Annotated in this window: 19 protein-coding genes; 11 read left to right on the forward strand and 8 right to left on the reverse strand. The window is 59.7% G+C overall.

The genetic code is table 11. The features are described 5' to 3' along the window. Genes tssE through tssA form a run of 4 tightly spaced genes read right to left on the reverse strand, consistent with a single transcriptional unit; the run spans position 1 to position 4,019 of the window. Entirely contained in the window at positions 1–414 is a 414-nt protein-coding gene (gene tssE / locus J3P84_RS26940) for a type VI secretion system baseplate subunit TssE (protein WP_434626745.1), read from the reverse strand. Between the two features lie 14 nt (positions 415–428). Further along, the gene (tssC, locus tag J3P84_RS26945; protein ID WP_434626747.1) at positions 429–1,898 is read right to left on the reverse strand and encodes a type VI secretion system contractile sheath large subunit; all 1,470 of its coding nucleotides are present in this window, start codon (positions 1,896–1,898) and stop codon (positions 429–431) included. 27 nt (positions 1,899–1,925) lie between these two features. After that, on the reverse strand, positions 1,926–2,429 hold the full coding sequence (gene tssB, locus J3P84_RS26950) for a type VI secretion system contractile sheath small subunit (protein WP_434626749.1): 504 nt from the start codon (positions 2,427–2,429) through the stop codon (positions 1,926–1,928). A 33-nt stretch (positions 2,430–2,462) separates the two neighbouring features. Further along, on the reverse strand, positions 2,463–4,019 hold the full coding sequence (gene tssA / locus J3P84_RS26955) for a type VI secretion system protein TssA (protein ID WP_434631558.1): 1,557 nt from the start codon (positions 4,017–4,019) through the stop codon (positions 2,463–2,465). Positions 4,020–4,438: 419 nt separating this feature from the next. On the opposite strand from tssA, the gene J3P84_RS26960 reads away from it, so the two are divergent. The 6 genes from J3P84_RS26960 (at position 4,439) to J3P84_RS26985 (ending at position 15,540) form a co-directional block, all read left to right on the forward strand. Then, a complete protein-coding gene (locus J3P84_RS26960) occupies positions 4,439–6,502 on the forward strand; it encodes a type VI secretion system tip protein VgrG (protein ID WP_434626751.1) in 2,064 nt (687 codons plus the stop codon). Beyond that, on the forward strand, positions 6,499–7,350 hold the full coding sequence (locus J3P84_RS26965) for a DUF4123 domain-containing protein (protein WP_434626753.1): 852 nt from the start codon (positions 6,499–6,501) through the stop codon (positions 7,348–7,350). Before J3P84_RS26960 ends, J3P84_RS26965 begins: the two co-directional genes overlap by 4 nt. 35 nt (positions 7,351–7,385) lie before the next feature. Further along, positions 7,386–8,108 carry a hypothetical protein gene (locus J3P84_RS26970; protein ID WP_434626755.1) on the forward strand — a complete coding sequence of 241 codons (723 nt, stop codon included), beginning with the start codon at positions 7,386–7,388 and terminating at the stop codon, positions 8,106–8,108. Positions 8,109–8,165: 57 nt separating this feature from the next. Then, positions 8,166–10,304, forward strand: a complete 2,139-nt coding sequence (locus J3P84_RS26975; RefSeq protein WP_434626757.1) for a lipase family protein — start codon at positions 8,166–8,168, stop codon at positions 10,302–10,304. 206 nt (positions 10,305–10,510) lie between these two features. Further along, positions 10,511–14,917 (forward strand): RHS repeat-associated core domain-containing protein, encoded by a 4,407-nt coding sequence (locus J3P84_RS26980; RefSeq protein WP_434626759.1) that lies wholly within the window; start codon positions 10,511–10,513, stop codon positions 14,915–14,917. Between the two features lie 5 nt (positions 14,918–14,922). Continuing rightward, positions 14,923–15,540 carry a hypothetical protein gene (locus tag J3P84_RS26985; protein ID WP_434626761.1) on the forward strand — a complete coding sequence of 206 codons (618 nt, stop codon included), beginning with the start codon at positions 14,923–14,925 and terminating at the stop codon, positions 15,538–15,540. Between the two features lie 113 nt (positions 15,541–15,653). On the opposite strand, the gene J3P84_RS26990 is transcribed toward J3P84_RS26985, so the two are convergent. The 3 genes from J3P84_RS26990 to J3P84_RS27000 form a co-directional block, all read right to left on the reverse strand. After that, positions 15,654–15,929: an HU family DNA-binding protein gene (locus tag J3P84_RS26990; RefSeq protein ID WP_065758133.1), complete on the reverse strand. Its 276-nt coding sequence runs from the start codon at positions 15,927–15,929 to the stop codon at positions 15,654–15,656. A gap of 191 nt (positions 15,930–16,120) precedes the next feature. Further along, entirely contained in the window at positions 16,121–17,269 is a 1,149-nt protein-coding gene (locus J3P84_RS26995; protein ID WP_434570564.1) for an NAD(P)/FAD-dependent oxidoreductase, read from the reverse strand. Between the two features lie 24 nt (positions 17,270–17,293). Further along, positions 17,294–17,461, reverse strand: coding sequence for a rubredoxin (locus J3P84_RS27000; protein WP_003177199.1), 168 nt, complete (start codon positions 17,459–17,461; stop codon positions 17,294–17,296). 134 nt (positions 17,462–17,595) lie between these two features. Here J3P84_RS27000 and J3P84_RS27005 point away from each other — a divergent pair, with 134 nt between their 5' ends. Further along, a complete protein-coding gene (locus J3P84_RS27005; protein WP_434626764.1) occupies positions 17,596–18,201 on the forward strand; it encodes a chorismate lyase in 606 nt (201 codons plus the stop codon). After that, on the forward strand, positions 18,201–19,091 hold the full coding sequence (gene ubiA / locus J3P84_RS27010) for a 4-hydroxybenzoate octaprenyltransferase (protein WP_434626766.1): 891 nt from the start codon (positions 18,201–18,203) through the stop codon (positions 19,089–19,091). Before J3P84_RS27005 ends, ubiA begins: the two co-directional genes overlap by 1 nt. Before the next feature lie 110 nt (positions 19,092–19,201). Here ubiA and J3P84_RS27015 read toward each other — a convergent pair whose 3' ends face one another. Next, on the reverse strand, positions 19,202–19,585 hold the full coding sequence (locus tag J3P84_RS27015) for a COG4315 family predicted lipoprotein (protein ID WP_434626768.1): 384 nt from the start codon (positions 19,583–19,585) through the stop codon (positions 19,202–19,204). A 152-nt stretch (positions 19,586–19,737) separates the two neighbouring features. On the opposite strand from J3P84_RS27015, the gene phoB reads away from it, so the two are divergent. The 3 genes from phoB to J3P84_RS27030 all read left to right on the forward strand — a co-directional run bounded on the left by phoB (position 19,738) and on the right by J3P84_RS27030 (position 23,259). After that, positions 19,738–20,427, forward strand: a complete 690-nt coding sequence (gene phoB, locus J3P84_RS27020; protein WP_003177195.1) for a phosphate regulon transcriptional regulator PhoB — start codon at positions 19,738–19,740, stop codon at positions 20,425–20,427. Positions 20,428–20,508: 81 nt separating this feature from the next. Continuing rightward, entirely contained in the window at positions 20,509–21,795 is a 1,287-nt protein-coding gene (phoR, locus tag J3P84_RS27025) for a phosphate regulon sensor histidine kinase PhoR (RefSeq protein WP_434631561.1), read from the forward strand. 123 nt (positions 21,796–21,918) lie between these two features. Then, on the forward strand, positions 21,919–23,259 hold the full coding sequence (locus tag J3P84_RS27030; protein WP_434626770.1) for a hemolysin family protein: 1,341 nt from the start codon (positions 21,919–21,921) through the stop codon (positions 23,257–23,259). Positions 23,260–23,306 lie beyond the last annotated feature (47 nt).

Raw genomic sequence — 23,306 nt, forward strand, 5'->3', positions numbered from 1 at the left:
CTATCCTTGAATGACCTTGATCTGGCCATTGCCGTCCAGGCATGCGGAGAAATTCACCGCTCCCCTGAAGCCTTCCACTTCCAGAAAGGCGTCAATGCGAAAAGACAGGCGGAGCTGGTCGGCGTCATTGGGCGCTGAAACGACACAGACATTCCTCAGGCGCGGCTCGTAAGCCTCGATAGAGGCCTGGATCGCACGACAGGCCTGACCACGGGCGTCGTGCAAACTCAGCCGCATATCGTTGAGGTCGGGCAATCCGTAATCGGCTGCGGTTTGTGCGCTGCCCGCTCGGGTGCAAAGCATTTTTGCCAGATGGGCAGCCACGGACGCTCCGGCGCAGGCATCGCGACTCAATCCCGAGCGTGCTTCGGTATCGCCATTCAAGCGTTCGAAAAGGCTGCCGTATCCAGTCATGGCGCGAGCTCCGTTTACTCTTTGTCCAGCTTGCCGACCAGCGACAGGGTGAAATCGGCGCCCATGTACTTGAAGTGTGGGCGGACATTCAGGCTGACGCGATACCAGCCCGGCTCACCCTCCACGTCTGTAACGATGACCTGGGCCGCACGCAACGGCCGCCGGCCACGGACTTCGGAGCTCGGGTTCTCCTGGTCGGCGACGTATTGGCGGATCCACTTGTTCAGCTCCAGCTCAAGGTCGGTGCGTTCTTTCCACGAGCCGAGCTGCTCACGCTGCAGCACCTTCAAGTAATGAGCCAGGCGGTTGACGATCATCATGTAAGGCAGTTGCGTACCGAGCTTGTAGTTCAACTCGCTCGCCTTGCCTTCGGCACTGATGCCAAAGAATTTCGGTTTCTGCACGGAACTGGCGGAGAAGAACGCAGCGTTATCACTACCTTTACGCATGGTCAGTGAGATGAAGCCTTCTTCGGCCAGCTCGTATTCGCGACGGTCGGAGACCAGCACTTCGGTCGGGATCTTGGTTTCGATCTCGCCCATGCTTTCAAAGTGGTGCAATGGCAGATCTTCAACCGCGCCGCCGCTCTGGGGGCCGACGATGTTCGGGCACCAGCGGAACCTGGCAAAGCTATCGGTGAGCCGAGTGCCGAATGCGTACGCCGTATTGCCCCACAAATAATGCTCATGGTCATTGGCAACGGTTTCCTTGTAGACGAACGATTTGACCGGGTTTTCCTGCGGATCATAGGGTGTACGCAAAAGGAACCGCGGCACGGTAAGACCTATATAACGTGCGTCTTCCGATTGACGAAAACTTTGCCATTTGGCGAATTGCGGACCTTCAAAATGCCCTTTGAGATCCTTGAGGTCTGGCAGGCCAGTGAAGCTTTCCAGACCAAAAAATCCTGGACCGGCCGCAGCGATGAAGGGCGCATGGGACATGCACGCCACGCTGGCTACGTACTGCATCAGCTTCACATCGGGGGATCCGGGAGACAGGAAATAGTTCGCGATGATCGCCCCGACCGGCTGGCCGCCGAACTGACCGTATTCGGCGGTGTAGATGTGTTTGTACAAACCCGACTGCATGACTTCCGGCGAGTCTTCGAAATCATCCAGCAAATCGTCTTTGGAAATATTGAGCATCTCAATCTTGATGTTCTCGCGAAAATCCGTGCGATCAACCAATAGCTGCAGGCCACGCCACGCCGATTCCAATGCCTGGAAGTCGGCGTGATGAAGGATCTCGTCCACCTGGCGGCTGAGCTTGGAGTCGATCTCGGCGATCATGCGGTCAACCATGGCCTTCTTGACTGGCTCGCCACTGTTCTGCGGCTTGAGAAGCTCTTCGATGAATGCCGACACGCCTCGCTTGGCAATGTCATAGGCGTCGTCTTCAGGCGTCAGGCGCGTTTGAGCGATGATGCTTTCGAGAATGCTGTACTCGCCGCTATCTCGGTGCTGCGCTGCGTGATTATTCATATGGCGACTTCCTTGGCTGAGAGAGAATCAAACGTCCGGGGCTGAGGCAACCAGGCCCAGTTCGTCCAGCACGCGACTGCGAGATGTATCGTCGGCAAGCACGCCTTCTATGGCCTTGCGAAACGCCGGTGCGTTGCCCAACGGCCCTTTGAGCGCCACCAGCGCATCTCGCAGCTCCATCAACTTCTTGAGTTCAGGCACTTGGTCGACCAGGTTCGCCGGGTTGAAATCCTTCATCGAACGCAAGCGCAGTTGTACGGCGAGCTCGTCGGTATCGCTCTCTTGCTGGAGGCGGTTCGGTACGCTCAGGAGCAGGCTCAGCTCTTGCTTGGCCAATACTTCGTCGAAGGTCATCCTGTCGATGCTGATCGGTTTGCGGTCCTCGATCTTGCGTTCGTCCTTGCGATGGATGTAGTCACCGATTGCCAACAGTTTGAGGGGCAGTTCGATCTCTTCCTGGCCCCCTCCGATAGCAGGCTTGAAGGTGACGTTGATGCGTTCCTTGGGGGCGACAGAGCCTTCTTTGGCCATGACTATTCTCCTTGCGATTAGAGGCCTGCAGGCCTATTCGATGACCCGTTCCAGGTCGAGATGACACAACCTGCGGTAGGTTTCATCCTTGCGCTCGCGAACGAGGTGGTTCTGGGGCAATAACTCACAGCAGTGATGCAGCAGATGCAGGACCTGTAGCTCGAGATCGGGCTCCCAGGCATTCAAGCCCGCGTCTTGCAACGCCTGGTTCAGCGCTTCGAGCTGGACCTTGGCAAGCTCGTATTTCTTGGCCGAGAAGCACAAGCGAGCCAATGAGAATCGCCAAAGGAAAAGCGCCCGCGCACCCTCAGCGGTTTGCATCCCTTGCCTGAGAAACTGAACGGCAGGCTTGAGGCCGTCTACGGTCAGTATTGATCCGGCTTCTTCCAGGGCCAGCTCCCAAGGCGCCTGGTTATCGATGGTCTCGACTCGTGGCGCAGTGTTGGGGCGTTCCAGGCGAGGCATGACCTGCGCAGCGATCCAGGCCCGGGTGGCCGGGTCGGCGAACGGCTCGCCGTCGTGCCAGCGCAGCTCGACGACGCCCGGAAGGCGATGGATGAATAGTGCGAAATGGACCTCTACCTCGCGCATGGCCGATTCGGCATTCAACTCTTGAAGACACTCCCATGCGAGCCGCTGACCGTCGAACCAGAACGGCGCCTTTGTCAGGCTGGTCTCGATCTCTACCAGCAGGTCCGCGTACTCGCCCCGCTCGCGTCTGTCCTGATAAGCCTTGAGCTTATCCACCGGAAGCCTGCGTAGCTGGGTAACCTGTTCGGCATTGCGCTCCGGCACCGCGTCGATGCCTAACCAGAGCAAGGTGCGGTTGAGGCGCAGCGCGCGCGCATCCGTCACTTTTTGCTTGAGCCACCAGGCGCATAACGTACGAGCGCTCTCCTGCTGAGCCCGCAACACCCTGTGGGCATCCCTTTCGTTTTCGATCGGAGCACCGGAAGCGAGCAGTTGGGTAGCGGCTTGCTTTACTTGAGCCACCATCGTCCCGACAGATCCAGGCTGCGGCTGGCCACTGGTCACACGCTGGATCATGCCCTTGAGACGTCGGCACAGCGGCAATACCAAAGGCGCGTCATTGCCGAGATGAGTGGTGAAGACGGCATCAAGGTCTTCAAGTTGTTCTGCCAGATGACGGAACAACGGCAGTTGCTTGCCTATCGCGACATCTTCACTTAACGCCTGCTCCAGGCGAGGCACCAACCAATGAAAACTGGCGGCACGGGTTCGGGTCTTGACCGGGTGGAGCTCAAGCCAATGGTTCTTGCACAGGTGTCGCAAAAGCCCGAGGCCGGCTAGCAACCCTTGGAACGACTCACGCTGGTACAACGCCCAGGTCAGCCAGGCGGCCACTCGCAAATCTTTTGACTGGGTACGCAGCAGGGCTTCACTTTTTTCAAGGACCTTCAGCCAGTCGATCTGGCCGTTCTCATGCATCGACTGGGCTTTGCCGAGCTCGCGTTCCAAAACTTCATATTCATCTGAAAAACGCACATCTACCCCCGCGAAGTTTTCGCTGGAAACGGGACAACTGGCAAGGACCAGATAATGGGCAGAGAGTTTTTCAGAGTAAGACATGTATGCCTTCAAAATTTGCTCAGCTTTATTAATCCGCGGCAAGCCATCAACACTAGTTTTGACGTAACCGTCAGAATTTTTTCATCAGCGATAACTTATGCAAGCGGATTTGGCTCATGCACCGCTATCCGTTCGACGCGAAGCATGCCAAGGTTCTAAAAATAAAAGATGTAGGAAACTTCTCTAAATACGGTATTAATCAAAGAAATCTTTAGCACTCAAACTACAACCCCTAGAGCCCTACTATTTTTTTCTAACTTTTAACATACCCATTCGAAGCAGAATTGAGACGAATGATTTCTACCTACGCTTAATTTAGAAAATTCTTACATACCCGTCTTTTTTCATCGTAATGGAGTGCGGTAGTCCTCTGGCTTGCTTCAATGAAGGGAAGCCAGCCCATTGCGAAGGAACGGAGCATGCCCACTCATCACGCGTTTCCAACGTTTCACCTTGATATCGAGGACTTCGGGCGTGATCTTCAGGTACTGAAATTCGAAGGTCGCGAAGCAATCAGTACCCCTTATCTGTTCGATATAGAACTGGTCAGCGAACGAAAGAATCTGGACCTCGACAAACTCTTGCACAAGCAGGCGTTTCTTGGGTTTAACGCAAAGGACTGTGGCGTCCATGGACAGATCCACCGTGTAACTCAACGCGACTCCGCAAAACGCCTGGCTCATTACAACGTGCAACTGACGCCCAGGCTGGCTTATTTGCAGTACCGCACCAATCAACGCATCTTTCAGCAAATCACTGTTCCCGAGATCATTTCTTCAATTCTCAAGGAATATGGAATACTGGCTGACGCCTATAGCTTCCGACTGGGTACGAGCTATTCACCGCGTGACTACTGTGTCCAGTACCACGAATCGGACTTGGCTTTCATCGCGCGCCTGTGTCAGGAAGAAGGCCTGCACTACCATTTCCAGCATAGTAAGTCGGGCCATCACCTGGTGTTTGGCGATGACCAGACCGTATTCCAGAGGCTTGATCGTCCCACGGCTTATAAACAAGGCAACGGCCTGCTGGGCGAGGAGCCGGTTGTACAACGTTTCGATGTGCGGCTGGAAACCCGGGCCAGCAGGGTTACTCGTCGTGATTATGATTTTGAGAAATCAACGTTCACCCTCGAACAGGACTACCAGCCAGCGATCAACAAAATCCGACCGGACCTGGAGGCTTATGACTACCCCGGGGGTTTCATCCAACAGGAGCATGGGAAGCGATTGACCCGGCGGGCCTTTGAAAGCCATCGCGCCGACTATCGCAGGGCCGAGGGTACAAGTGATCAGCCAGAATTGGTGTCCGGCCATTTCCTGATGTTAAGTGAGCACCCGCGCCCGGAGTTGAACGACTTGTGGCTGTTGACCGAGTTGCATCATGAAGGCAGCCAGTCGCAAGTGCTGGAGGAAGGCCTGGACGACGACATCGGACGCCCTGAGAGCGAAGGCTACCGGAACAGCTTTGTCGCCACGCCGTGGGATTCGATTTTTCGCTCACCACGGGCTCATGAAAAACCGCGAATGTCCGGAAGCCAGACGGCTATCGTTACCGGTCCGCAAGGCGAAGAAATCCATTGCGACGCGTACGGCCGGGTCAAGGTCAGGTTCTTCTGGGATCGCGCCGGCGATACCAGTGAAAACAGCAGCTGCTGGCTGCGGGTGGCGTCCAATTGGGCCGGGAACGGCTTCGGCGCAGTCACCATCCCCAGGGTAGGCATGGAAGTACTGGTGACCTTCCTGGAAGGCGATCCAGACAAACCTCTGATCAGCGGTTGCCTGGTCAACAGCAGCAACGCCGCGCCCTATCAGTTGCCCGCACAAAAGACCCGAACGGTGTTTCGTTCCCGCAGCTCACCGGGTGGCCGAGGTTTCAATGAGCTACAGCTGGAAGACCGCGCGGGGCAGGAGCTGATTTACCTCCGAGCCCAGCGCGACATGGAGCAGAAGATCGAGCATGACAGCCGACTGGAGATCGGCAATGAACGTCGAGAAAACATCAAGGGCAACAGCACCACGGTGCTGCAAGCCAGTGAACACCGGACCATCGCTGCCGATCGCACGGTCCAGGTAAAAGCCAACGACTACCTGCACGTTGCCAATCGCCATACCCACGCGGACCAGGCGCTGGTCGTCGAGGCCGGCCAGCAGGTGCATATAAAAGCCGGTGCTCATCTGGTCCTGGAAGCGGGAGCGACGCTCAGCCTGAGTGCCGGAGGCGAGCATATCGTGATCGGCCATGGCGGCATTTTCAGCAGTAGCGCAATCCAATTGGGTGGCGCCCCGCTTCCCGGTGCACGTGCCGCAGCATTCGATCCAGGGTCGATCGACCCGTTGGCTACGCTGCTCAACCTGCCGCCCACGCTTGCGCCCACCCAACGCGCCCTGATGACAACCAGCAAGGTCGCCGGAGCGGATTTCTGCCCCCTTTGCGAAGCCTGCCGCGAGGGCGCATGCCCGATGGAGCCCATAGCCGCATGAACGATACCCAACCTCGGCAGTGGCTGCTTGAACACCTCCGCCTCGGCCATGCCCTGTGTGTGATCCTGGATGCGGACGGCGAACAACCGATGCTCCAGGCCCTGATCAAGAACAGTCGACCCGATCAATATCTGAGCGTCTACAGCAAAACCCTGATTGCCGATCTCAGCGAGGTCGGGCCGTTTGTCTTCACCTTCGATAACCCCAACGATAAAAATCTCCAGGAGTTGCTCAATCGACCGGACAGTCATTGGGGTTGGCTCGCCAGCCTCCCCAAGGGCCACCTCCCCCAGTTAGTCGGGCACTGGCGCGAACGATTGATTGTTGGGGAGCGTCCTCATCAAGCGGTGTATCGCTTCCACGACAACCGGGTATTGGCCCGGGCGCTTGCGTATCTGCCAGTCGAAGCGCATGCCGCCTATCTCGGTCCGGCCAATAGCGTGTGCTATTGGCAAGGTGACCGCTGGGAACACATCGACAATCCCTCCCCCGGGACACATCCGGTGCCAGAGGTGCTGCTTTGGTTGCAAGTCCCCATACCCGAACAGCAAGCACGAGCAACGCGCCGGATCAATGCCCGACGCTTTTTATTGGCCGAGCACCTGGACGCCTACGCGAAGCTCGCCGAACACGAGGACCCGGACGCCTGGTTGCATGCCACCCTCGACCAGGCCGAAGCATGGAACTGGTTGGCGCCCGAACAACTGGCTTTTTTCCTGGCCCAGCGCCTGCAAACGCCAACACGGACGCCGACGCAGTGGCAAGCACGCCAAGGCGAGAGCCCTGAGGAGCATTTTGAACGGGTGCGGTTGATGGTGGACTTCTGGCAAGGAGAAGCATCGCCATGACACGGGTCTTACGGGGCACATGCCTGGGCTGCTGCATGGCAATCACTGCGGGATGTGCCGACAGACAACCAGACACATTTACTTTTACGGGTGATTTGCCGCCTGGCTTTGCCTATGAGGCGGCGGTGTATTACGTCCCCGCTCCTGGGGAAACCTGCACCGTCGAGAAAAAATACAACAAGGCACCGGTGTTCAAGAGCAAGGACAAACCCATTGCCGAAATTCTTATCCGTAGAACTCGCAGCGGCTGTCCGCTGGTGATCAGTCGTATCGAGCTTGAAATTAGCTCTATCTACGGCCCGCATTGGCTCGATTCCAGTCGAGATACTGCCAACGTGGTTATACGTGATGAGCTGGAGGAGCAATACAAGGGCACCTTCAGCAAGACGGGGGAGAGCATCTTCCACGGCCAATGCCAGTGGCTGTTCCGCACCTCGGGGGCCAAACGACGCATCGTAAAAATCCTCGATTGCAAAAAAACCAACCCAAAGGGCGACGTTGGAAACGGTCGGCCTTTTTCGGCGTTCACGCTTGATCAACTGCCGGGGAAAACGGTGAGGATGAAGATCAAGATGGCAGACGAGGAAAGACCTTACATGAAGGACACATGGGTCAAGTTCGCCAATGGCTGGAAACGCTGCATGGGAGACAATTTCGAAGATCGATACGCTTTTTGTCTCGGCAATTACAAGGATTTCAGTGGTTTTCATATGCCGGACGGCGAGCCATGCACCATTTACCCAAGTTGTACCGAATAAGGAAGTTTACGCATGATGTTGTCGAAAACGGCTTCGGAGTCACGCCTTAGGAGTCGCATGCTCGACTGCCCTGCGGGCGGTAAATGGACCAGCTTTCAATTGGTGGATGAATTGGGTTCTGGCGAGCCTTACGCATGGCTGGCCTATGTTGTCACCGACTCGGAAGGGCAAACGTACCGCGGCGATCTCGATGCCACGGGAAGGGGCAAGGTCAGCAATCATTTCGCCGGGCCGATCGCCTTGACCTTGGATCAGGAATATCAGGGCCAGGAACGGTTATACATAGAGCTCCAGAGCAGAGATAGCTACCCGCTCAAAATCACCGAACTCCAAGTTCGCGCCGAACAAACCCCCTACCTGAACGACAACGCCACCAGCACCCGAGAGAACCCCGCCCAAGCCTGCGCCGGTCAGTTCTTCCAGGTGGAGGTGCGCGACCTAGTCAAGCATGTCGCCCATCTGCCGCCGCGGGTGTACCGACATTACCCAACCAACCAAGGGCCGGCACGGCTCATGGGAAAGTTTGGCGAGACTGGCGTAGCGTTGATGCCTCAACTGCATACCGTGTTGGAAGTGCGCCCGCTGCGGGCCTTGCGGCCCATGCTGTCCATCACTCCGCAATTCTGCGCGCTCAACCTGTACCAGTTGGCGCTCATGGCGACCTTGAGTTACTGCCCCTTCGGCCAGAAGCCCGGCGAGGCTCCAATACACTTATCGGTGAGTTTCCCCAAGCAACCGAGCGTGGGCAACTGGTTCGGCGATGCCTTGGCCAAGTCCGAGGAGCTTTGGAAGGTTGACCCGGGACAGGTAAAACACCATTACCCCTTGTATGAGGATGTGCCCTACTCCAAGCGACTGGAAATCGTCCCGTTCGACCCTGCTCTGTACCCTATGAACAATCCGGAACTGGGTGTGAAGCAGGAGCATCCCGCCAAGGTCCATTTTCTCGATGACACTGCAAAAGAAGAAAGCACCGATACCCAAGCTTTCATCACTCACAACGACGAAATAATTCTGATCGCAGTGCGCGGCACAGCGCAGATGCTTGCCGATGGCCTGCGTGACGCCGACGCGCTCCAGGTTCCCTTTGAGGAAGGTGGCGGTAAGGTGCACCAGGGGTTTTACGGAGCAGCCAAAAAAGCTGCTGCCTTCGTAATTGATTACCTGGAAAGGTTTCATGCCGGTCAGAAACTGCTGATCTGTGGCCATAGCCTGGGCGGCGCCGTGGCATTGCTGCTCGCAGAAATGCTACGTCTGAGGGAAGGATTCAGCTACGACATCCAACTCTACACCTACGGTGCCCCTCGCGCCGCCGACGCCGTCTTCGTCGAAAATGCCGCCCCCCTGGTGCATTACCGCATGGTCAATCACAACGACCCGATACCCAGCGTACCGGGCAGTTGGATGGACACCAAGGCGAGTGTCTATGGCACGGGTTTCGCGCTGATGTTCGCCAACGTGCCGGCCGGCTTCTCAGTGTTCGTGGCTGGCATCTACAACTGGACGGGGGAGTCCTATGAACACCACGGCACCTTGCGCCATTTCCTGCCCGTGGAGTTCGGTCGTCAGGAGCGGTCGACGATCCTCTGGACGCCAGGCTGCGACACCCTCACGCAACATGCCGCTTGCGAGCTGGCCTTGGAGCAGAGACGTGGCCTGCCGGACCGGGCGAAGTTCACCGCCCAGCTCTTTCAGGCCGGTAACCACCTCATGACCTCCAGCTATCTTCCTGCGTGCTGGGCAACCCTGCGCCGCTGGCAGGAAGCTTTGGAGTCGAAGAGCCCTCTGGTGACACAGCGTGAGTACGAATGCATCGAAAATGCGCTGGAACAGATCACTCGGCAGTTGCGTAACGAAAGCAGACAGTTGATCGGGCGTCCAGATGGCTACGAGCGCACCCACCAACCGATCATTGATGCCCTCGCCCGTGAGGTTGACAAGGTGCACGCCACACGGGCTCGCCTGAGAGGGCTGCACACGACGTTGGTCAGCGACCAAGACGTTTACGGCAGCCTGTCCAAATACCCTGAGCAACTGGCGCAACACCTGACCCGCTGGCAGGCCCATCCGGAAAATCGCGTGGCTGAACAACTGGCCATGGCGCCTGCGGCCGGCACCGATATCGAGCTGGTCCATGGTGCTCATGGGTACGTCATCGGTAAGCCTTCTACGCTGGATATCGATGCGATCATTTGACAAAAAAGTCCTTGGCGAAAGCGACAGGAAGCGCCTGCCGTGGTTAACATACGACCCGCCGATTGCCTCATGAAATCGAAGCTGATCAGACGCCTTGGCGTAGCCTTGGTCAGCGAGCCATCACCCACAGGGAAGGGGCGCAATGGAAGGCTTCATATCGCTTGAAACCATAGCTGTCGAACGCTCCGCGCGCATGAGCCCGCGGCATGTCTGATGCGCTCTGGGCCGCCCGCCTGGGCGACGCGCTGGACCACACCTCAATGATGGCCGACATACTTGGCGGCGTACTGGAGGTGGCGGCGAACATTGCGATCACCGCCCTGGCGACCGCCGCGGTGGTCGCGGCCACGGGCATTACCGTGGTTACCGGCGGGCTGGGTTGCTTCGTGCTCGGTCTGGTGGTGGGCACCGTGGTTGGCCTGGCGATGAGCAAGACCGGAGCCGACAAGGGCCTGAGCAATATATGCGAGGGCATCGGCAACGCCCTTTTCCCGCCCACGGTGCAGGCCAACATCCTCACCGGCTCCGACGATACCTTCACTAACAACATTCGCGCGGCCCGTGCGGCCGGGGCAATCGAGTCTCACGTTGCCGCCGCCGGTACGGAGCTCGAAGCCCCTGAGCCTGAAGAAGAGCCCAGCTACCTGGACATGGCCGGGGCTTTCTTTTCGCAGATGTGGCGCCCCACCGTCGCCACGCCCGCGCCGGGCGCGGTGCCCAAGCCGGAAGACCTGGTGCTGTGTACCAAGCACCCGCCAATGCCACCGCAGTTCATGGCCGAGGGCTCGGACAAGGTCACCATCAACGGCCAGCCCGCCGTGCGCAGTGGCGACCGTAGTACTTGCGATGCCAAGGTCGTGTCGTCCGGGCTGATTTCGCCCAACGTCACCATTGGTGGTGGCTCGGTGGTGGTGCGCGAGATCCGCAGCGGCAAGACGCCGGGCGTGGGGCTGGCGGTCACGGCACTGCTGATGCTCAAGGGCGGCAAGGGCAAGTTCTTCAGCAAGTTGCCCTGCATGCTGGTGGGCGGCGCGGTGTCCATGGCCGCGAGCAGCGCGGCCAATGCCGCGGCCAACGCCGCCATGGGCTCGTCGAACCCGGTGCATGCTGCCACGGGGGCCAAGGTGCTGGGCGGCGATGCAGAACTGGACTTCGTGTTGCCTGGCATCCTGCCGATTGACTGGCAGCGTTTCTACAACAGCCGTGACGAACGCCGCGACGGATTGTTCGGCGCCGGCTGGAGCGTTTCCTACGAGGTTCAGGTCGACATCCTGCCCCACCCCGACGGCGGCGAGACCCTGCTGTATACCGACGAACAGGCCCGCCCCATCGACATGGGCTCGATCCCGTTGGGCGGCGCGGTGTTCAGCCCCGGCGAAGGCCTCGCAGTGCGGCGCCATGTGAGCGGACAACTGCTGATCGAAAGCGACGACGGCTTGTACCGTTTGTTCGAACCGACGCCTGGAAACTCATCGCGGCTGCGCTTGAGCCAGTTGGGTGACCGCAACGACAATCGCATCCATCTCGACTATGACGAAGCTGGCCGCCTGGTGCGGCTGCGCGATACGTTTGATTTGCTCCAGATCGAGCTGACTCGTGAAAACGAACGCGTCAGTCGGGTCGAACGCCTCTACCCCGACCAACAGCGCGAAGTGCTGGTCAGCTACGCCTACGATGCGGCGGGCAATCTCACCGCAGTGCGCGACGCTGGCGGCCAGGTGCAGCGGCGGTTCAGCTACGACGCCGGGCAGCGGATGGTCGAACATCAACTGCCTGCCGGCCTGCGCTGCTTCTACGAATGGGCCTTGATCGAAAACCAGGAGTGGCGCGTGGTCCGCCACTGGACTGACGAAGGCGACGCCTACCAGTTCGACTACGACCTCACGGCCGGCATAACGCGTATCACCGACAGCCTGCAACGCATCAGCATCCGGCATTGGAACAGCCAGCACCAGATCACCCGGTTCGCCGACAATCTCGGCCAGACCTGGTCGTTCGAGTGGAACGACGAACGCCAGTTGCTCAGCGCCACCGACCCGCAAGGCGGCCAGTACCATTTCAGTTACGACGAGGCCGGCAACCTGATCGGCGAAACCGACCCGCTGGGCCGCAGCGAGTCTACCCTCTGGCTCGAGCATTGGGCGCTGCCACTGGTGGATACCGATGCCGCCGGCAACAGCTGGAAATACCGCTACGATCAGCGCGGCAACTGCGTCGCCGAAACCGACCCGCTGGGCCAGGTCACCCGCTACCGTTACGACACCCACGGCCAGGTGGTGGAAATCATCGACGCCACCGGCAAGAGCAAGAAGCTGCGCTGGAACCCGTTCGGGCAGCTGGTGGAACACATCGACTGCTCGGGCTACCCGACGCGTTTCAGTTATGACCCGCGCGGCTATCTGCAAACCCTCACCGACGCCCTCGGCGAGCGCACCCGATTCAGTTACGACGCCCAAGGGCGCCTGCTCGGCAGCAAACTGCCGGATGGTCGCACCGAGCACTACCAGCGCGACAGCGCCGGCCAGCTCACCGGCCACACCGACCCGGCCGGGCACACCACGCATTACCAGCACAACCGCCGCGGCCAGGTGCGCCAACGCATCGACGCCCAGGGCCGGCAGGTGCAGTTTGCCTACGACAGCTTCGGCCGGCTGCAAGCGCTGATCAACGAGAACGGCGAAAGCTATCGGTTCGCCTGGGATGCCGCGGATCGGCTGGTCGAACAGCAGGACCTGGATGGCAGCGCCAAGCGCTACGCTTATGACCGGCTGGACAACGTTGCGCGGGTGACGGCTGTTCCGGCGGCTCACGGCAGCGGCCTGGCGCAGGTTCCCGAAACATCACCGGCGCCTGTCGTCCACCGTCTGGAACGCGACGCCGCGGGCCGGTTGATCGCCAAAGTCACCGATGATGGCCGCACCGAATATACCTATGATCCGCTGGACCAGCTCACCGCCGTTACCTTCACTGACCTGCAAGGCGCCGCGCAGTCCCTGAGTTTCGCCTACGATGCCCTCGGCCAGCTGCTCGCCGAAAACAGCGCCGCCGGCAGCCTCCGGCACCACTACGATGAACTGGGCAACCTGATCCAGAGCCAACTGCCCGATGGCCGCTGGGTCAATCGGCTGTACTACGGCAGCGGTCACCTGCACCAGATCAACCTCGACGGCCAGGTCATCAGCGATTTCGAACGCGATCGCCTGCATCGCGAGGTGCTGCGCACCCAAGGGCAAATCAGCACCCGCAGCGAATACGACCGCAGCGGCCGCCTGCGCGCCCGTCAACGTCGCCACAGCAGTCAGCCCGCGCTGCTGCCGGCGGCGGTGCAGAAACACTTTGAATACGACCCCGCCGACAACCTGATTGGCAAGCTCGACCAGCAACCCGCCACTCAGCAGCGCCAGTTGCTGCACTACGACGCCACCGGTCGCATCATCGCCAGCCAGGACAGCCTGCACGGCCAGCGCGAGACCTTTGCCTACGACGCCGCCGCCAACCTGCTGGACGGCCCGGCGCCCGGCGCCGGACTGGTGGTGCACAACAAGCTGCTGACCTATCAGGACAAGCGCTACCGCTACGACGCTTTCGGCCGGCTGATCGAGAAACGCAGCGCCACCCGCGGCCTGCAACGCTTCGCCTACGATGCCGAAAGCCGTTTGATCGAAGTGCGCAACGACAACGGCAGCGTAGTCAGGATGACTTACGACCCGCTGGGCCGGCGCATCGAAAAAGCCGAGCACGACAGCCACGGCTACCCGCTGGGCGAAACCCGCTTCACCTGGGACGGGCTGCGCCTGCTGCAGGAACATCGCCACCAGCAAACCAGCCTCTATCTTTACGAAGACGACGGCTACGAGCCGCTGGCCCGCGTCGACGGCAGCGGCCCGCTGCAAAAGATCCGCTACTACCACAACGACCTCAACGGCTTGCCGGAACAACTTACCGAAGCCGATGGGCACTCCGTCTGGCAGGCCACGTATCGGGTGTGGGGCAACACGCTTGAGGAGGTTCGCGAACCGTATTACATCGAAGAGCAGAACCTGCGGTTCCAGGGGCAGTACCTGGACCGGGAAACCGGGCTGCATTTCAATACGTTCAGGTTTTATGATCCGGATATAGGGCGGTTTACCACGCCGGATCCGATCGGGTGGCTGGGAGGATTGAACCTCTACCAATATGCACCAAACCCCCTGACCTGGATCGATCCATGGGGATGGGCTTGCCGAAGCGCAGTCAGTGGCAATAAAGGCCGAACCAAGGCGATCAACGATCTCAAACGCAACAAGTTCAAGATCGTCGCGGAGGAAGTCACCATGAAGGTCAACGGTAAACGTATTCGCGCCGACTTTGTCGCCAGAGACCAACGTGGAAAACTGCACGTATTTGAAGTCAAGCACGGCACCGGGAAACTGACCCCCAACCAGACCGATTCAAAAGTCTTTGACATGACCAAGCCGGCCAACACTACGCAACATCTGGGTGGGGGCACGATCAAACCGTCCGCCGGCACGAAGGGATCGTTCAAGGTTGATACCAAAGGCAAGCCTGGCGTACCGCTAGGCGGCAAAGGCGCACTGCACAATGCCACCTTCAATCTTTTAATTTACAAGTGATTACGATGAGCCAAGAAATTCGCAAAAATGTGGAAGTGGAGTTACTGGCGACGCTGAAAAACAAAACGTCACCACACCTGGATCTGAAGGCCAGCAAAAATAAAATTGGTCTGTTCAAAGCCAAAGAAAAGCTTGGGGAAATCTACATTCAGCACCTGACCAAAGCCGATGGTTATTACGCTGGGTTGGAGATCCATGCATGCGAGGCTTTCAGCTTCTGCAAAGAGCAATCGCCGCCCTACCAGAGTCGGTTGTTGAACGCGTCATTTTTGTCGAAGAGTTCCTTGTCGGAAGAGACGAAACAATTCGGTGACGAACTGGGAGGCATCATCAGAACCCCGTCTCCCCAGGCCCTCAGCGCAACCGTCAACAAAATAAGCGAACGGCTCGAAAAGTTTTACCTGTCCAAGGCAGAGCACTGCATTCTCGGCATGCCTGCATTGATTGATGATGTATTGGCCGAGCCTGACAACTACGCATTCCCGTTCCTGACGATTCTCTTTGCAGCGCAAAAAAACGGTCTGGGTCTGGATTCAGATGTGCTCAAGAAAGCTCTGGCGACCAAATCAATATTCGGAAACAAGCAGTTCGACCTGGCGCTTGCGAACAAACTGCTGGGCTAGGGCTAAAGCTTCCTGACCATGGGGTTTGTTACGGACGTAAAAAAGGCATATCGACTTCATCGGTATGCCTTTTTGTTGCCGCTTGCTTTCCTCGACCGAGGTAGTCGGCGCAATTATGGGTTAACGCTGTCCTTCAGGAATTTGCCTGGCTTGAACGCAACCGTGTTGCTGGCCTTGATTTTTACCGGCTCGCCGGTTTGTGGGTTCTTGCCGGTGCGGGCGCCGCGGTGGCGTTGCAGGAAGGTGCCGAAGCCGACCAGAGTAACGCTGTCCTTGCGATGCAGGGCGCTGGTGATTTCTTCGAGAACAGCGTTGAGGACGCGGTTGGCTTGTTCTTTGGTGAGGTCCGCTTTTTCCGCAATGGCGGCGGCGAGTTCTGGTTTACGCATGAATGAAGCCCCTTTGACGATTTTTTTGTTGTTATGTCCGTGCTGTTCTCTTCGGAACAACCCCTAAGGCGCCGCAGGCTCTACTCTGCGGCAGACCGGAGTGAGGATGGCACGGGGCCGCAACCGGCGCCAGTGTCCGGCGGGCGTTTGTGGCCGGAAAAGCAGGGCATATGCGACAGAGCGACCAGTATTTACGCCAGCAGTGCCGGAAGCTGCTTGTTCAGCGCCAGTTTCTCCATCACCGCCGTACCGGTCAGGGCGTAGCCCAACAGATTGCCATGGGCGTCGCGGCACAGGGCCTTGATGTCGGCGCCCTCCCCTTCGACGCTCCACGCGCCTTCGCTGCCCCGTGGTGGCGGCGATACCACCAGCGGGCAGACCGGGGTTTTCACAGTGATCGGCATGGCGCCGTAGCTGACAGCGGTCGGGTTGCCAGCCAGGGTCTGGGCCAGGGCGCGGGCGCAGCTCATCAGCGGCATGACGTAGAGCAGGTTCAAGCCATCGACTTCGGCACAATCGCCTAAAGCGTAGATATTGGCGTGGGAAGTTTTCAGCTGACGATCAACCACCACGCCGCGATTGACCACCAGCCCGGCGGCAGCCGCCAGGTCGATGCGTGGGCGCAGGCCGATGGCCGAGACCACCAGATCGCAGGGAATCACCTGGCCATCCGACAGATGCGCCTCCAATCCGTCGGCCACACGTTGCAGACGGTTGAGCACCGGCCCCAAGTGGAAATGTGCGCCGAGGCTTTCCAGCCCGGCCTGGACGGCTGCGGCAGCGGCCGGATGCAGCAGCGTCGGCATGACTTGCTCGCAGGGGGCCACCAGTTCCACTTCGTAGCCGCCGAGGACCAGGTCGTTGGCGAATTCGCAGCCGATCAGGCCGGCACCGAGCAGCAGCACCCGGCGCTTGCCAGCGGCGGCGGCCCGAAAACGTGCGTAGTCTTCGAGATCGTTGATCGGGAAGATCAGGTCCGCCGCATCGCCCTGCACCGGCACGCGCACGGTTTCAGCGCCCCAGGCCAGGACCAGATCGCGATAACTCACCGCTTCCTCGCCAATCCACAGGCGTTTGTGGCCCGGGTCGATGCCGCTGATGCGCGTGTGGGTGCGCACTTCGGCCTTCAACTGCTCGGCCATGGCGCCCGGCTCGGACATGCTCAAGCCATCGGCGTCCTTGTTCTTGCCGAACCCCGTGGAGAGCATCGGCTTGGAGTAGGAGCGGCCGTCGTCCGCGGTAATCAGCAGCAACGGGGTTTCGCTGTCGAGCTTGCGAAATTCCCGGGCCAGGTTATAGCCAGCCAGGCCGGTACCGACGATGACGACAGGTGCGCTCATGTTGCTCTCCGTTTGATGAAACGATCAGTTGATTTCGATCATTTCGAAATCCATTTTGCCGACGCCGCAGTCCGGGCACAGCCAGTCCGCCGGCACATCTTCCCAGCGGGTGCCGGGCGCGATGCCATCGTCGGGCCAGCCGTCAGCTTCGTTGTAGATCAGGCCACAGACGATACATTGCCACTTTTTCATTCCGATACTTCCTCAAGATGTCAGGCCTTGGCCGGTATTTTCCGGCTCAGGGCCGTTTTGTACTGATCGGTCGCGACAGATGCAAGCGGGATCGGCGCAGCGGCGCCCTGGCTCGGCCAAAATCGCCGACCGGCATGGTAAGCTCGCGGCCTCATTCGCTGCCATTCAAGACCCTTGTGCCGCCTACAAATTCGATATTTCCTACACTTCGATGGCTTCCCCAGCACCTGCTGTCGCCCCGTCCCGATGCCTGCGTGCTCGACTGGTTGTTCGATCAGGGCTCCCTGACCCGGCGCCTTACAGGCCTGTCGGATGACCACTTCAGCGTGACACCGCTGCTGGAGGGCTGGCAGCCGTTGCGCGCCGACGAGTGTGCCGCGCTGGACCTGGCCGAGGGCAGCGAAGGCTGGGTGCGCGAAGTCTACCTGCGCGGCCATGATCAACCATGGGTGTTCGCCCGCAGCGTGGCGGCACGCAGCGCGTTGCAGGGCGACGGTTTGCAGATGGACGCACTGGGCAGCCGCTCCTTGGGCGAGCTGCTTTTTTGTGACCAGGCATTCCAGCGCCGGGCGATCGAGGTGTGCCATTACCCGAGCGAATGGTTGCCACCCGAGGTTCGCGCCCACGCGTTGTGGGGCCGTCGCTCGCGTTTCGATCGCGGTGCGTTGAGCGTGCTGGTGGCGGAGATTTTCCTGCCGCCGCTGTGGACCGTCGCTCGCGCCTATTCGGAGAATTGCTGATGTACGTGCAACTGCTCAAATCCTTGAACCGCCTCAATCCGCGGGCCTGGGACTTCGTGCAACTGACCCGCATGGACAAGCCCATCGGCATCTACCTGTTGCTGTGGCCGACATTGTGGGCGCTGTGGATTGCCGGCGAAGGCTCGCCGTCCTTGGCCAACATCGTGATTTTTGTGTTGGGCGTAGTGCTGACCCGTGCCGGCGGTTGCGTGATCAACGACTGGGCCGACCGCAAGGTCGACGGCCACGTCAAACGCACCGAGCAGCGCCCGCTGGTGAGCGGCAAGATCAGCTCGAAGGAAGCCCTGGTGTTCTTCGCGGTCTTGATGAGCGTGAGTTTCCTGCTGGTGCTGTGCACCAATGCGCCGACGATTCTGTTGTCCTTGGGCGGACTGGCGCTGGCGTTCAGTTACCCGTTCATGAAGCGCTACACCTATTACCCGCAAGTGGTGCTGGGCGCGGCGTTTTCCTGGGGCATGCCGATGGCTTTCACCGCCGAAACCGGCCATCTGCCGGCCGCCGCATGGCTGCTGTACATTGCCAACCTGCTGTGGACGGTGGGCTACGACACTTACTACGCGATGACCGACCGGGACGACGACCTGAAGATTGGCGTGAAATCCACGGCGATCCTGTTTGGCGATGCCGATCGGGTGATCATCCTGACGCTGCAAGGCCTGGCCTTGGGCTGCCTGCTGCTGGCCGGGGCTCAGTTCAAGCTGGGAGGCTGGTTCCATCTCGGTCTCGTGGCCGCCGCCGCGTGCTTTGCCTGGGAGTTCTGGTACACCCGCGGAAGGGACCGGATGCGTTGTTTCAAGGCGTTCCTGCACAACCACTGGGCCGGGTTGGCAATTTTTGTCGGGATTGTGCTGGACTATGCCCTACGGTGACATCCGGGCCGGTGGGAGCGAGCCTGTTCGCGAAAGCGGTGAGCCAGTCAGCGACTTGACGACTGTACAGACGCCTTCGCGAGCAGGCTCGCTCCCACATGGATCAGCTGTTACTTGGCCTTGGCGACTTTCCAGGCACCGTCCATTTTGCCGTCTCCGGTCATATCACCGGCCTGCTTGTCCATCACGAAGGTGTACAGCGGCATGCCCTGATAGGCCCACTGCATCGAGCCGTCATCACGCTTGATCACGGTCCAGTCACCCATGGATTTATCGCCCTCTTTAGCCATGAGCGGCGGCCAGTTGGCAGCACATTTGTCATTGCACACTGACTTACCGGCCGAGTCCTTGGCGAAGGTGTAAAGGGTCATGCCCTTATGGTCGGTAAACATGCCGTCCTTCTCCATCGCAGGATCGGCAGCCATCGCAAATCCAGGCAGAGTCAGGGCGGCAGACAGCAGCAGGGTTTTAAAAGAAATAGTCATTTGCGTCATGGAAACCTTCCTTTGCAGTTGTCAGGATTCGGACCCAAAAGCCTAGCCCAAGATCGCCTCTGCTGCCGTCCGGGGAAATAACTGTCACACGACTGCAATAATTCCGTTATCTAATGCGGCGCAAGACAGTTAAATGACAAGAGGATTACCCCATGGTTGGCAGGAGCATTCTGATCGTCGACGACGAGGCGCCCATCCGCGAGATGATCGCCGTTGCGTTGGAGATGGCCGGCTATGACTGCATGGAAGCAGAAAACTCTCAACAGGCCCACGCCATCATCGTCGATCGCAAGCCCGACCTGATCCTGCTCGACTGGATGCTGCCAGGCACCTCCGGCATCGAGCTGGCGCGGCGTCTCAAGCGCGATGAGCTGACGGGTGACATCCCGATCATCATGCTCACCGCCAAGGGCGAAGAAGACAACAAGATCCAGGGCCTGGAAGTCGGTGCCGACGATTACATCACCAAGCCGTTTTCCCCTCGGGAGCTGGTGGCGCGCCTCAAGGCCGTGCTGCGTCGTGCCGGGCCGACCGATGGCGAAGCGCCGATCGAAGTTGGCGGCCTGCTGCTGGACCCGATCAGCCACCGCGTGACCATCGACGGCAAGCCCGCCGAGATGGGCCCGACCGAATATCGCCTGTTGCAGTTCTTCATGACGCACCAGGAGCGCGCCTACACCCGTGGGCAACTGCTGGATCAGGTCTGGGGCGGCAACGTGTACGTCGAGGAGCGCACCGTGGATGTGCACATCCGGCGCTTGCGCAAAGCCCTCGGCGACGCCTATGAGAATCTGGTACAAACCGTGCGCGGCACCGGTTATCGTTTTTCGACAAAGGCCTGACCCGAGCCCTTACCGCCCGACAAGCTGACAAGGACGCGCGCTCAAGTGAATCAAAACTGGCATGGCACCCTGATCCGCCACATGTTGTTGCTGGTGACCGGTTGCCTGTTGATCGGCCTGATCACCGGCTACTACGGCTGGAGCCTGGCCGTGGGCCTGGCGCTTTACCTGGCCTGGACCCTCAAGCAATTGCTGCGCCTGCACGAGTGGCTGCGCCTGCACCAACCCGACGAGGCCCCGCCCGACGGCTACGGCTTGTGGGGCGAGGTGTTCGACAGCATCTACCACCTGCAACGGCGCGACCAGCGCGTTCGCGGCCGCCTGCAGGCGGTGATCGACCGCGTCCAGGAATCCACCGCCGCGCTGAAAGACGCGGTGATCATGCTCGACAGCGACGGCAACCTCGAATGGTGGAACCGCGCCGCAGAAACCCTGCTGGGCCTCAAGACGCCACAGGACAGCGGCCAGCCAGTGACCAACCTGGTGCGCCATCCGCGCTTCAAGGAATATTTCGAGCAAGACAATTACGCCGAACCGCTGGAAATCCCGTCGCCCACCAATGATCGGCTGCGCATCCAGCTGTACATCACCCGCTATGGCAACAACGAACACCTGATGCTGGTGCGCGACGTGACGCGTATTCATCAACTGGAACAGATGCGCAAGGATTTCATTGCCAACGTATCCCATGAACTGCGTACGCCATTGACGGTGATCTGCGGTTACCTGGAGACCCTGCTCGACAATGTCGAAGAGGTGAACCCGCGCTGGACCCGTGCCTTGCAGCAGATGCAGCAGCAGGGCGGACGCATGCAGACCTTGCTCAACGACCTCCTGTTGCTGGCGAAGCTGGAAGCCACCGACTATCCCTCGGACAACCAGCCGGTGCCCATCGAGGACCTGCTGCAAGTCATTGCCGAAGATGCGCAGGAGTTGTCCGGCCCCAAGCAGCAGTCCATCACGCTTGAAGCAGACCCGACCGTGCAACTCAAGGGCAGCGAGGCGGAACTGCGCAGCGCGTTTTCCAACCTGGTGTTCAACGCGGTCAAATACACGCCTGAACAAGGGCGGATCCATGTGCGCTGGTGGGGCGATGAACAAGGCGCACACCTGAGCGTGCGCGATTCCGGCATCGGCATCGACAGCAAGCACCTGCCGCGCCTGACCGAGCGTTTCTACCGGGTCGACTCCAGCCGCAACTCCAACACTGGCGGAACCGGGCTCGGTCTGGCAATCGTCAAGCATGTGCTGCTGCGCCATCGTGGACGCATGGAAATCAGCAGCGTGCCCGGCCATGGCAGTACGTTTACCTGCCATTTCACCCCGGCGCAGGTGGTCCGCGGACGGCACTCCAGCCACGACGAATGACGCCGGCCGGCGCTCCCCACTAGGCAATCGCCCGGTCAGCCGCTACATTGGCTGACTTGTGCCTGCCTTTTCAGGCACCGAATTTCCCATCATACGAACATACGGAACCTGCAAAACTCCATCATGGACCCTTCCCCTGGCTTGTCCCTCGCTACACTCTTCGCCGAATTCGGCATGATTCTTTTTGCTCTGATCCTGGTCTTGCTCAACGGTTTTTTCGTTGCGGCCGAGTTTGCCATGGTCAAGCTGCGCTCGACCCGGGTCGAGGCCATTGCCGAGCAGAACGGCTGGCGCGGGCACATCCTGCGCACCGTCCATAGCCAGCTCGACGCTTATCTGTCGGCCTGCCAGTTGGGTATCACCCTCGCCTCACTGGGGCTGGGATGGGTCGGCGAGCCGGCCTTCGCGCACATTCTCGAGCCGCTGCTGGGCGCGGTTGGCGTCCAGTCGCCGGAAGTGATCAAGGGTGTGTCGTTCTTCACCGCGTTCTTCATCATTTCCTACCTGCACATCGTGGTCGGCGAGCTGGCGCCCAAATCCTGGGCGATCCGCAAACCGGAACTGCTGTCGCTGTGGACGGCCGTACCGCTGTACCTGTTCTACTGGGCCATGTACCCGGCGATCTACCTGCTCAATGCCAGCGCCAACGCGATCCTGCGTATCGCCGGCCAGGGTGAGCCCGGCCCGCATCATGAACACCATTACAGCCGCGAGGAGTTGAAGCTGATCCTGCACTCCAGCCGTGGCCAGGACCCGAGCGACCAAGGCATGCGCGTGCTGGCCTCCGCCGTGGAAATGGGCGAGCTGGAGGTGGTGGACTGGGCCAACTCCCGGGAAGACCTGGTAACGCTGGAATTCAATGCCCCGCTCAAGGAAATCCTGGCGATGTTCCGTCGCCACAAGTTCAGCCGGTATCCGGTGTACGACAGCGAGCGCCAGGAATTCGTCGGCCTGCTGCACATCAAGGACCTGCTGCTGGAACTGGCGGCCCTGGACCACATCCCCGAATCGTTCAACCTGGCGGAACTGACCCGCCCGCTGGAGCGAGTATCGAGGCACATGCCGTTGTCGCAGCTGCTGGAGCAGTTCCGCAAGGGCGGGTCGCACTTCGCCGTGGTCGAAGAAGCCGACGGCAATATCATCGGCTACCTGACCATGGAAGACGTTCTGGAAGTGCTGGTGGGCGATATCCAGGACGAACACCGCAAGGCCGAGCGCGGCATCCTCGCCTATCAGCCGGGCAAGCTACTGGTGCGCGGCGACACCCCGCTGTTCAAGGTGGAGCGCCTGCTGGGCATCGACCTGGACCACATCGAAGCGGAAACCCTGGCAGGGTTGGTCTACGAAACCCTGAAACGGGTGCCGGAAGAGGAAGAAGTGCTGGAAGTCGAAGGCCTGCGGATCATCATCAAGAAGATGAAAGGGCCGAAGATCATTCTGGCGAAGGTGTTGATGCTCGGTTGACCGGCCCGGTGGGCCTCTGTGGCGAGGGGATTTATCCCCGCTGGGTC

It is taken from the genome of Pseudomonas sp. Z1-29, from assembly GCF_051131995.1.
GTDB lineage: Bacteria > Pseudomonadota > Gammaproteobacteria > Pseudomonadales > Pseudomonadaceae > Aquipseudomonas.

Bases quoted from the DNA above. Each gene is read 5' to 3' on its own strand.
- tssE (WP_434626745.1), bottom strand. From the start codon at position 414: ATGACTGGATACGGCAGCCTTTTCGAACGCTTGAATGGCGATACCGAA.
- tssC (WP_434626747.1), bottom strand. From the start codon at position 1,898: ATGAATAATCACGCAGCGCAGCACCGAGATAGCGGCGAGTACAGCATT.
- tssB (WP_434626749.1), bottom strand. From the start codon at position 2,429: ATGGCCAAAGAAGGCTCTGTCGCCCCCAAGGAACGCATCAACGTCACC.
- tssA (WP_434631558.1), bottom strand. From the start codon at position 4,019: ATGTCTTACTCTGAAAAACTCTCTGCCCATTATCTGGTCCTTGCCAGT.
- J3P84_RS26960 (WP_434626751.1), top strand. From the start codon at position 4,439: ATGCCCACTCATCACGCGTTTCCAACGTTTCACCTTGATATCGAGGAC.
- J3P84_RS26965 (WP_434626753.1), top strand. From the start codon at position 6,499: ATGAACGATACCCAACCTCGGCAGTGGCTGCTTGAACACCTCCGCCTC.
- J3P84_RS26970 (WP_434626755.1), top strand. From the start codon at position 7,386: ATGGCAATCACTGCGGGATGTGCCGACAGACAACCAGACACATTTACT.
- J3P84_RS26975 (WP_434626757.1), top strand. From the start codon at position 8,166: ATGCTCGACTGCCCTGCGGGCGGTAAATGGACCAGCTTTCAATTGGTG.
- J3P84_RS26980 (WP_434626759.1), top strand. From the start codon at position 10,511: ATGTCTGATGCGCTCTGGGCCGCCCGCCTGGGCGACGCGCTGGACCAC.
- J3P84_RS26985 (WP_434626761.1), top strand. From the start codon at position 14,923: ATGAGCCAAGAAATTCGCAAAAATGTGGAAGTGGAGTTACTGGCGACG.
- J3P84_RS26990 (WP_065758133.1), bottom strand. From the start codon at position 15,929: ATGCGTAAACCAGAACTCGCCGCCGCCATTGCGGAAAAAGCGGACCTC.
- J3P84_RS26995 (WP_434570564.1), bottom strand. From the start codon at position 17,269: ATGAGCGCACCTGTCGTCATCGTCGGTACCGGCCTGGCTGGCTATAAC.
- J3P84_RS27000 (WP_003177199.1), bottom strand. From the start codon at position 17,461: ATGAAAAAGTGGCAATGTATCGTCTGTGGCCTGATCTACAACGAAGCT.
- J3P84_RS27005 (WP_434626764.1), top strand. From the start codon at position 17,596: ATGGTAAGCTCGCGGCCTCATTCGCTGCCATTCAAGACCCTTGTGCCG.
- ubiA (WP_434626766.1), top strand. From the start codon at position 18,201: ATGTACGTGCAACTGCTCAAATCCTTGAACCGCCTCAATCCGCGGGCC.
- J3P84_RS27015 (WP_434626768.1), bottom strand. From the start codon at position 19,585: ATGACGCAAATGACTATTTCTTTTAAAACCCTGCTGCTGTCTGCCGCC.
- phoB (WP_003177195.1), top strand. From the start codon at position 19,738: ATGGTTGGCAGGAGCATTCTGATCGTCGACGACGAGGCGCCCATCCGC.
- phoR (WP_434631561.1), top strand. From the start codon at position 20,509: ATGTTGTTGCTGGTGACCGGTTGCCTGTTGATCGGCCTGATCACCGGC.
- J3P84_RS27030 (WP_434626770.1), top strand. From the start codon at position 21,919: ATGGACCCTTCCCCTGGCTTGTCCCTCGCTACACTCTTCGCCGAATTC.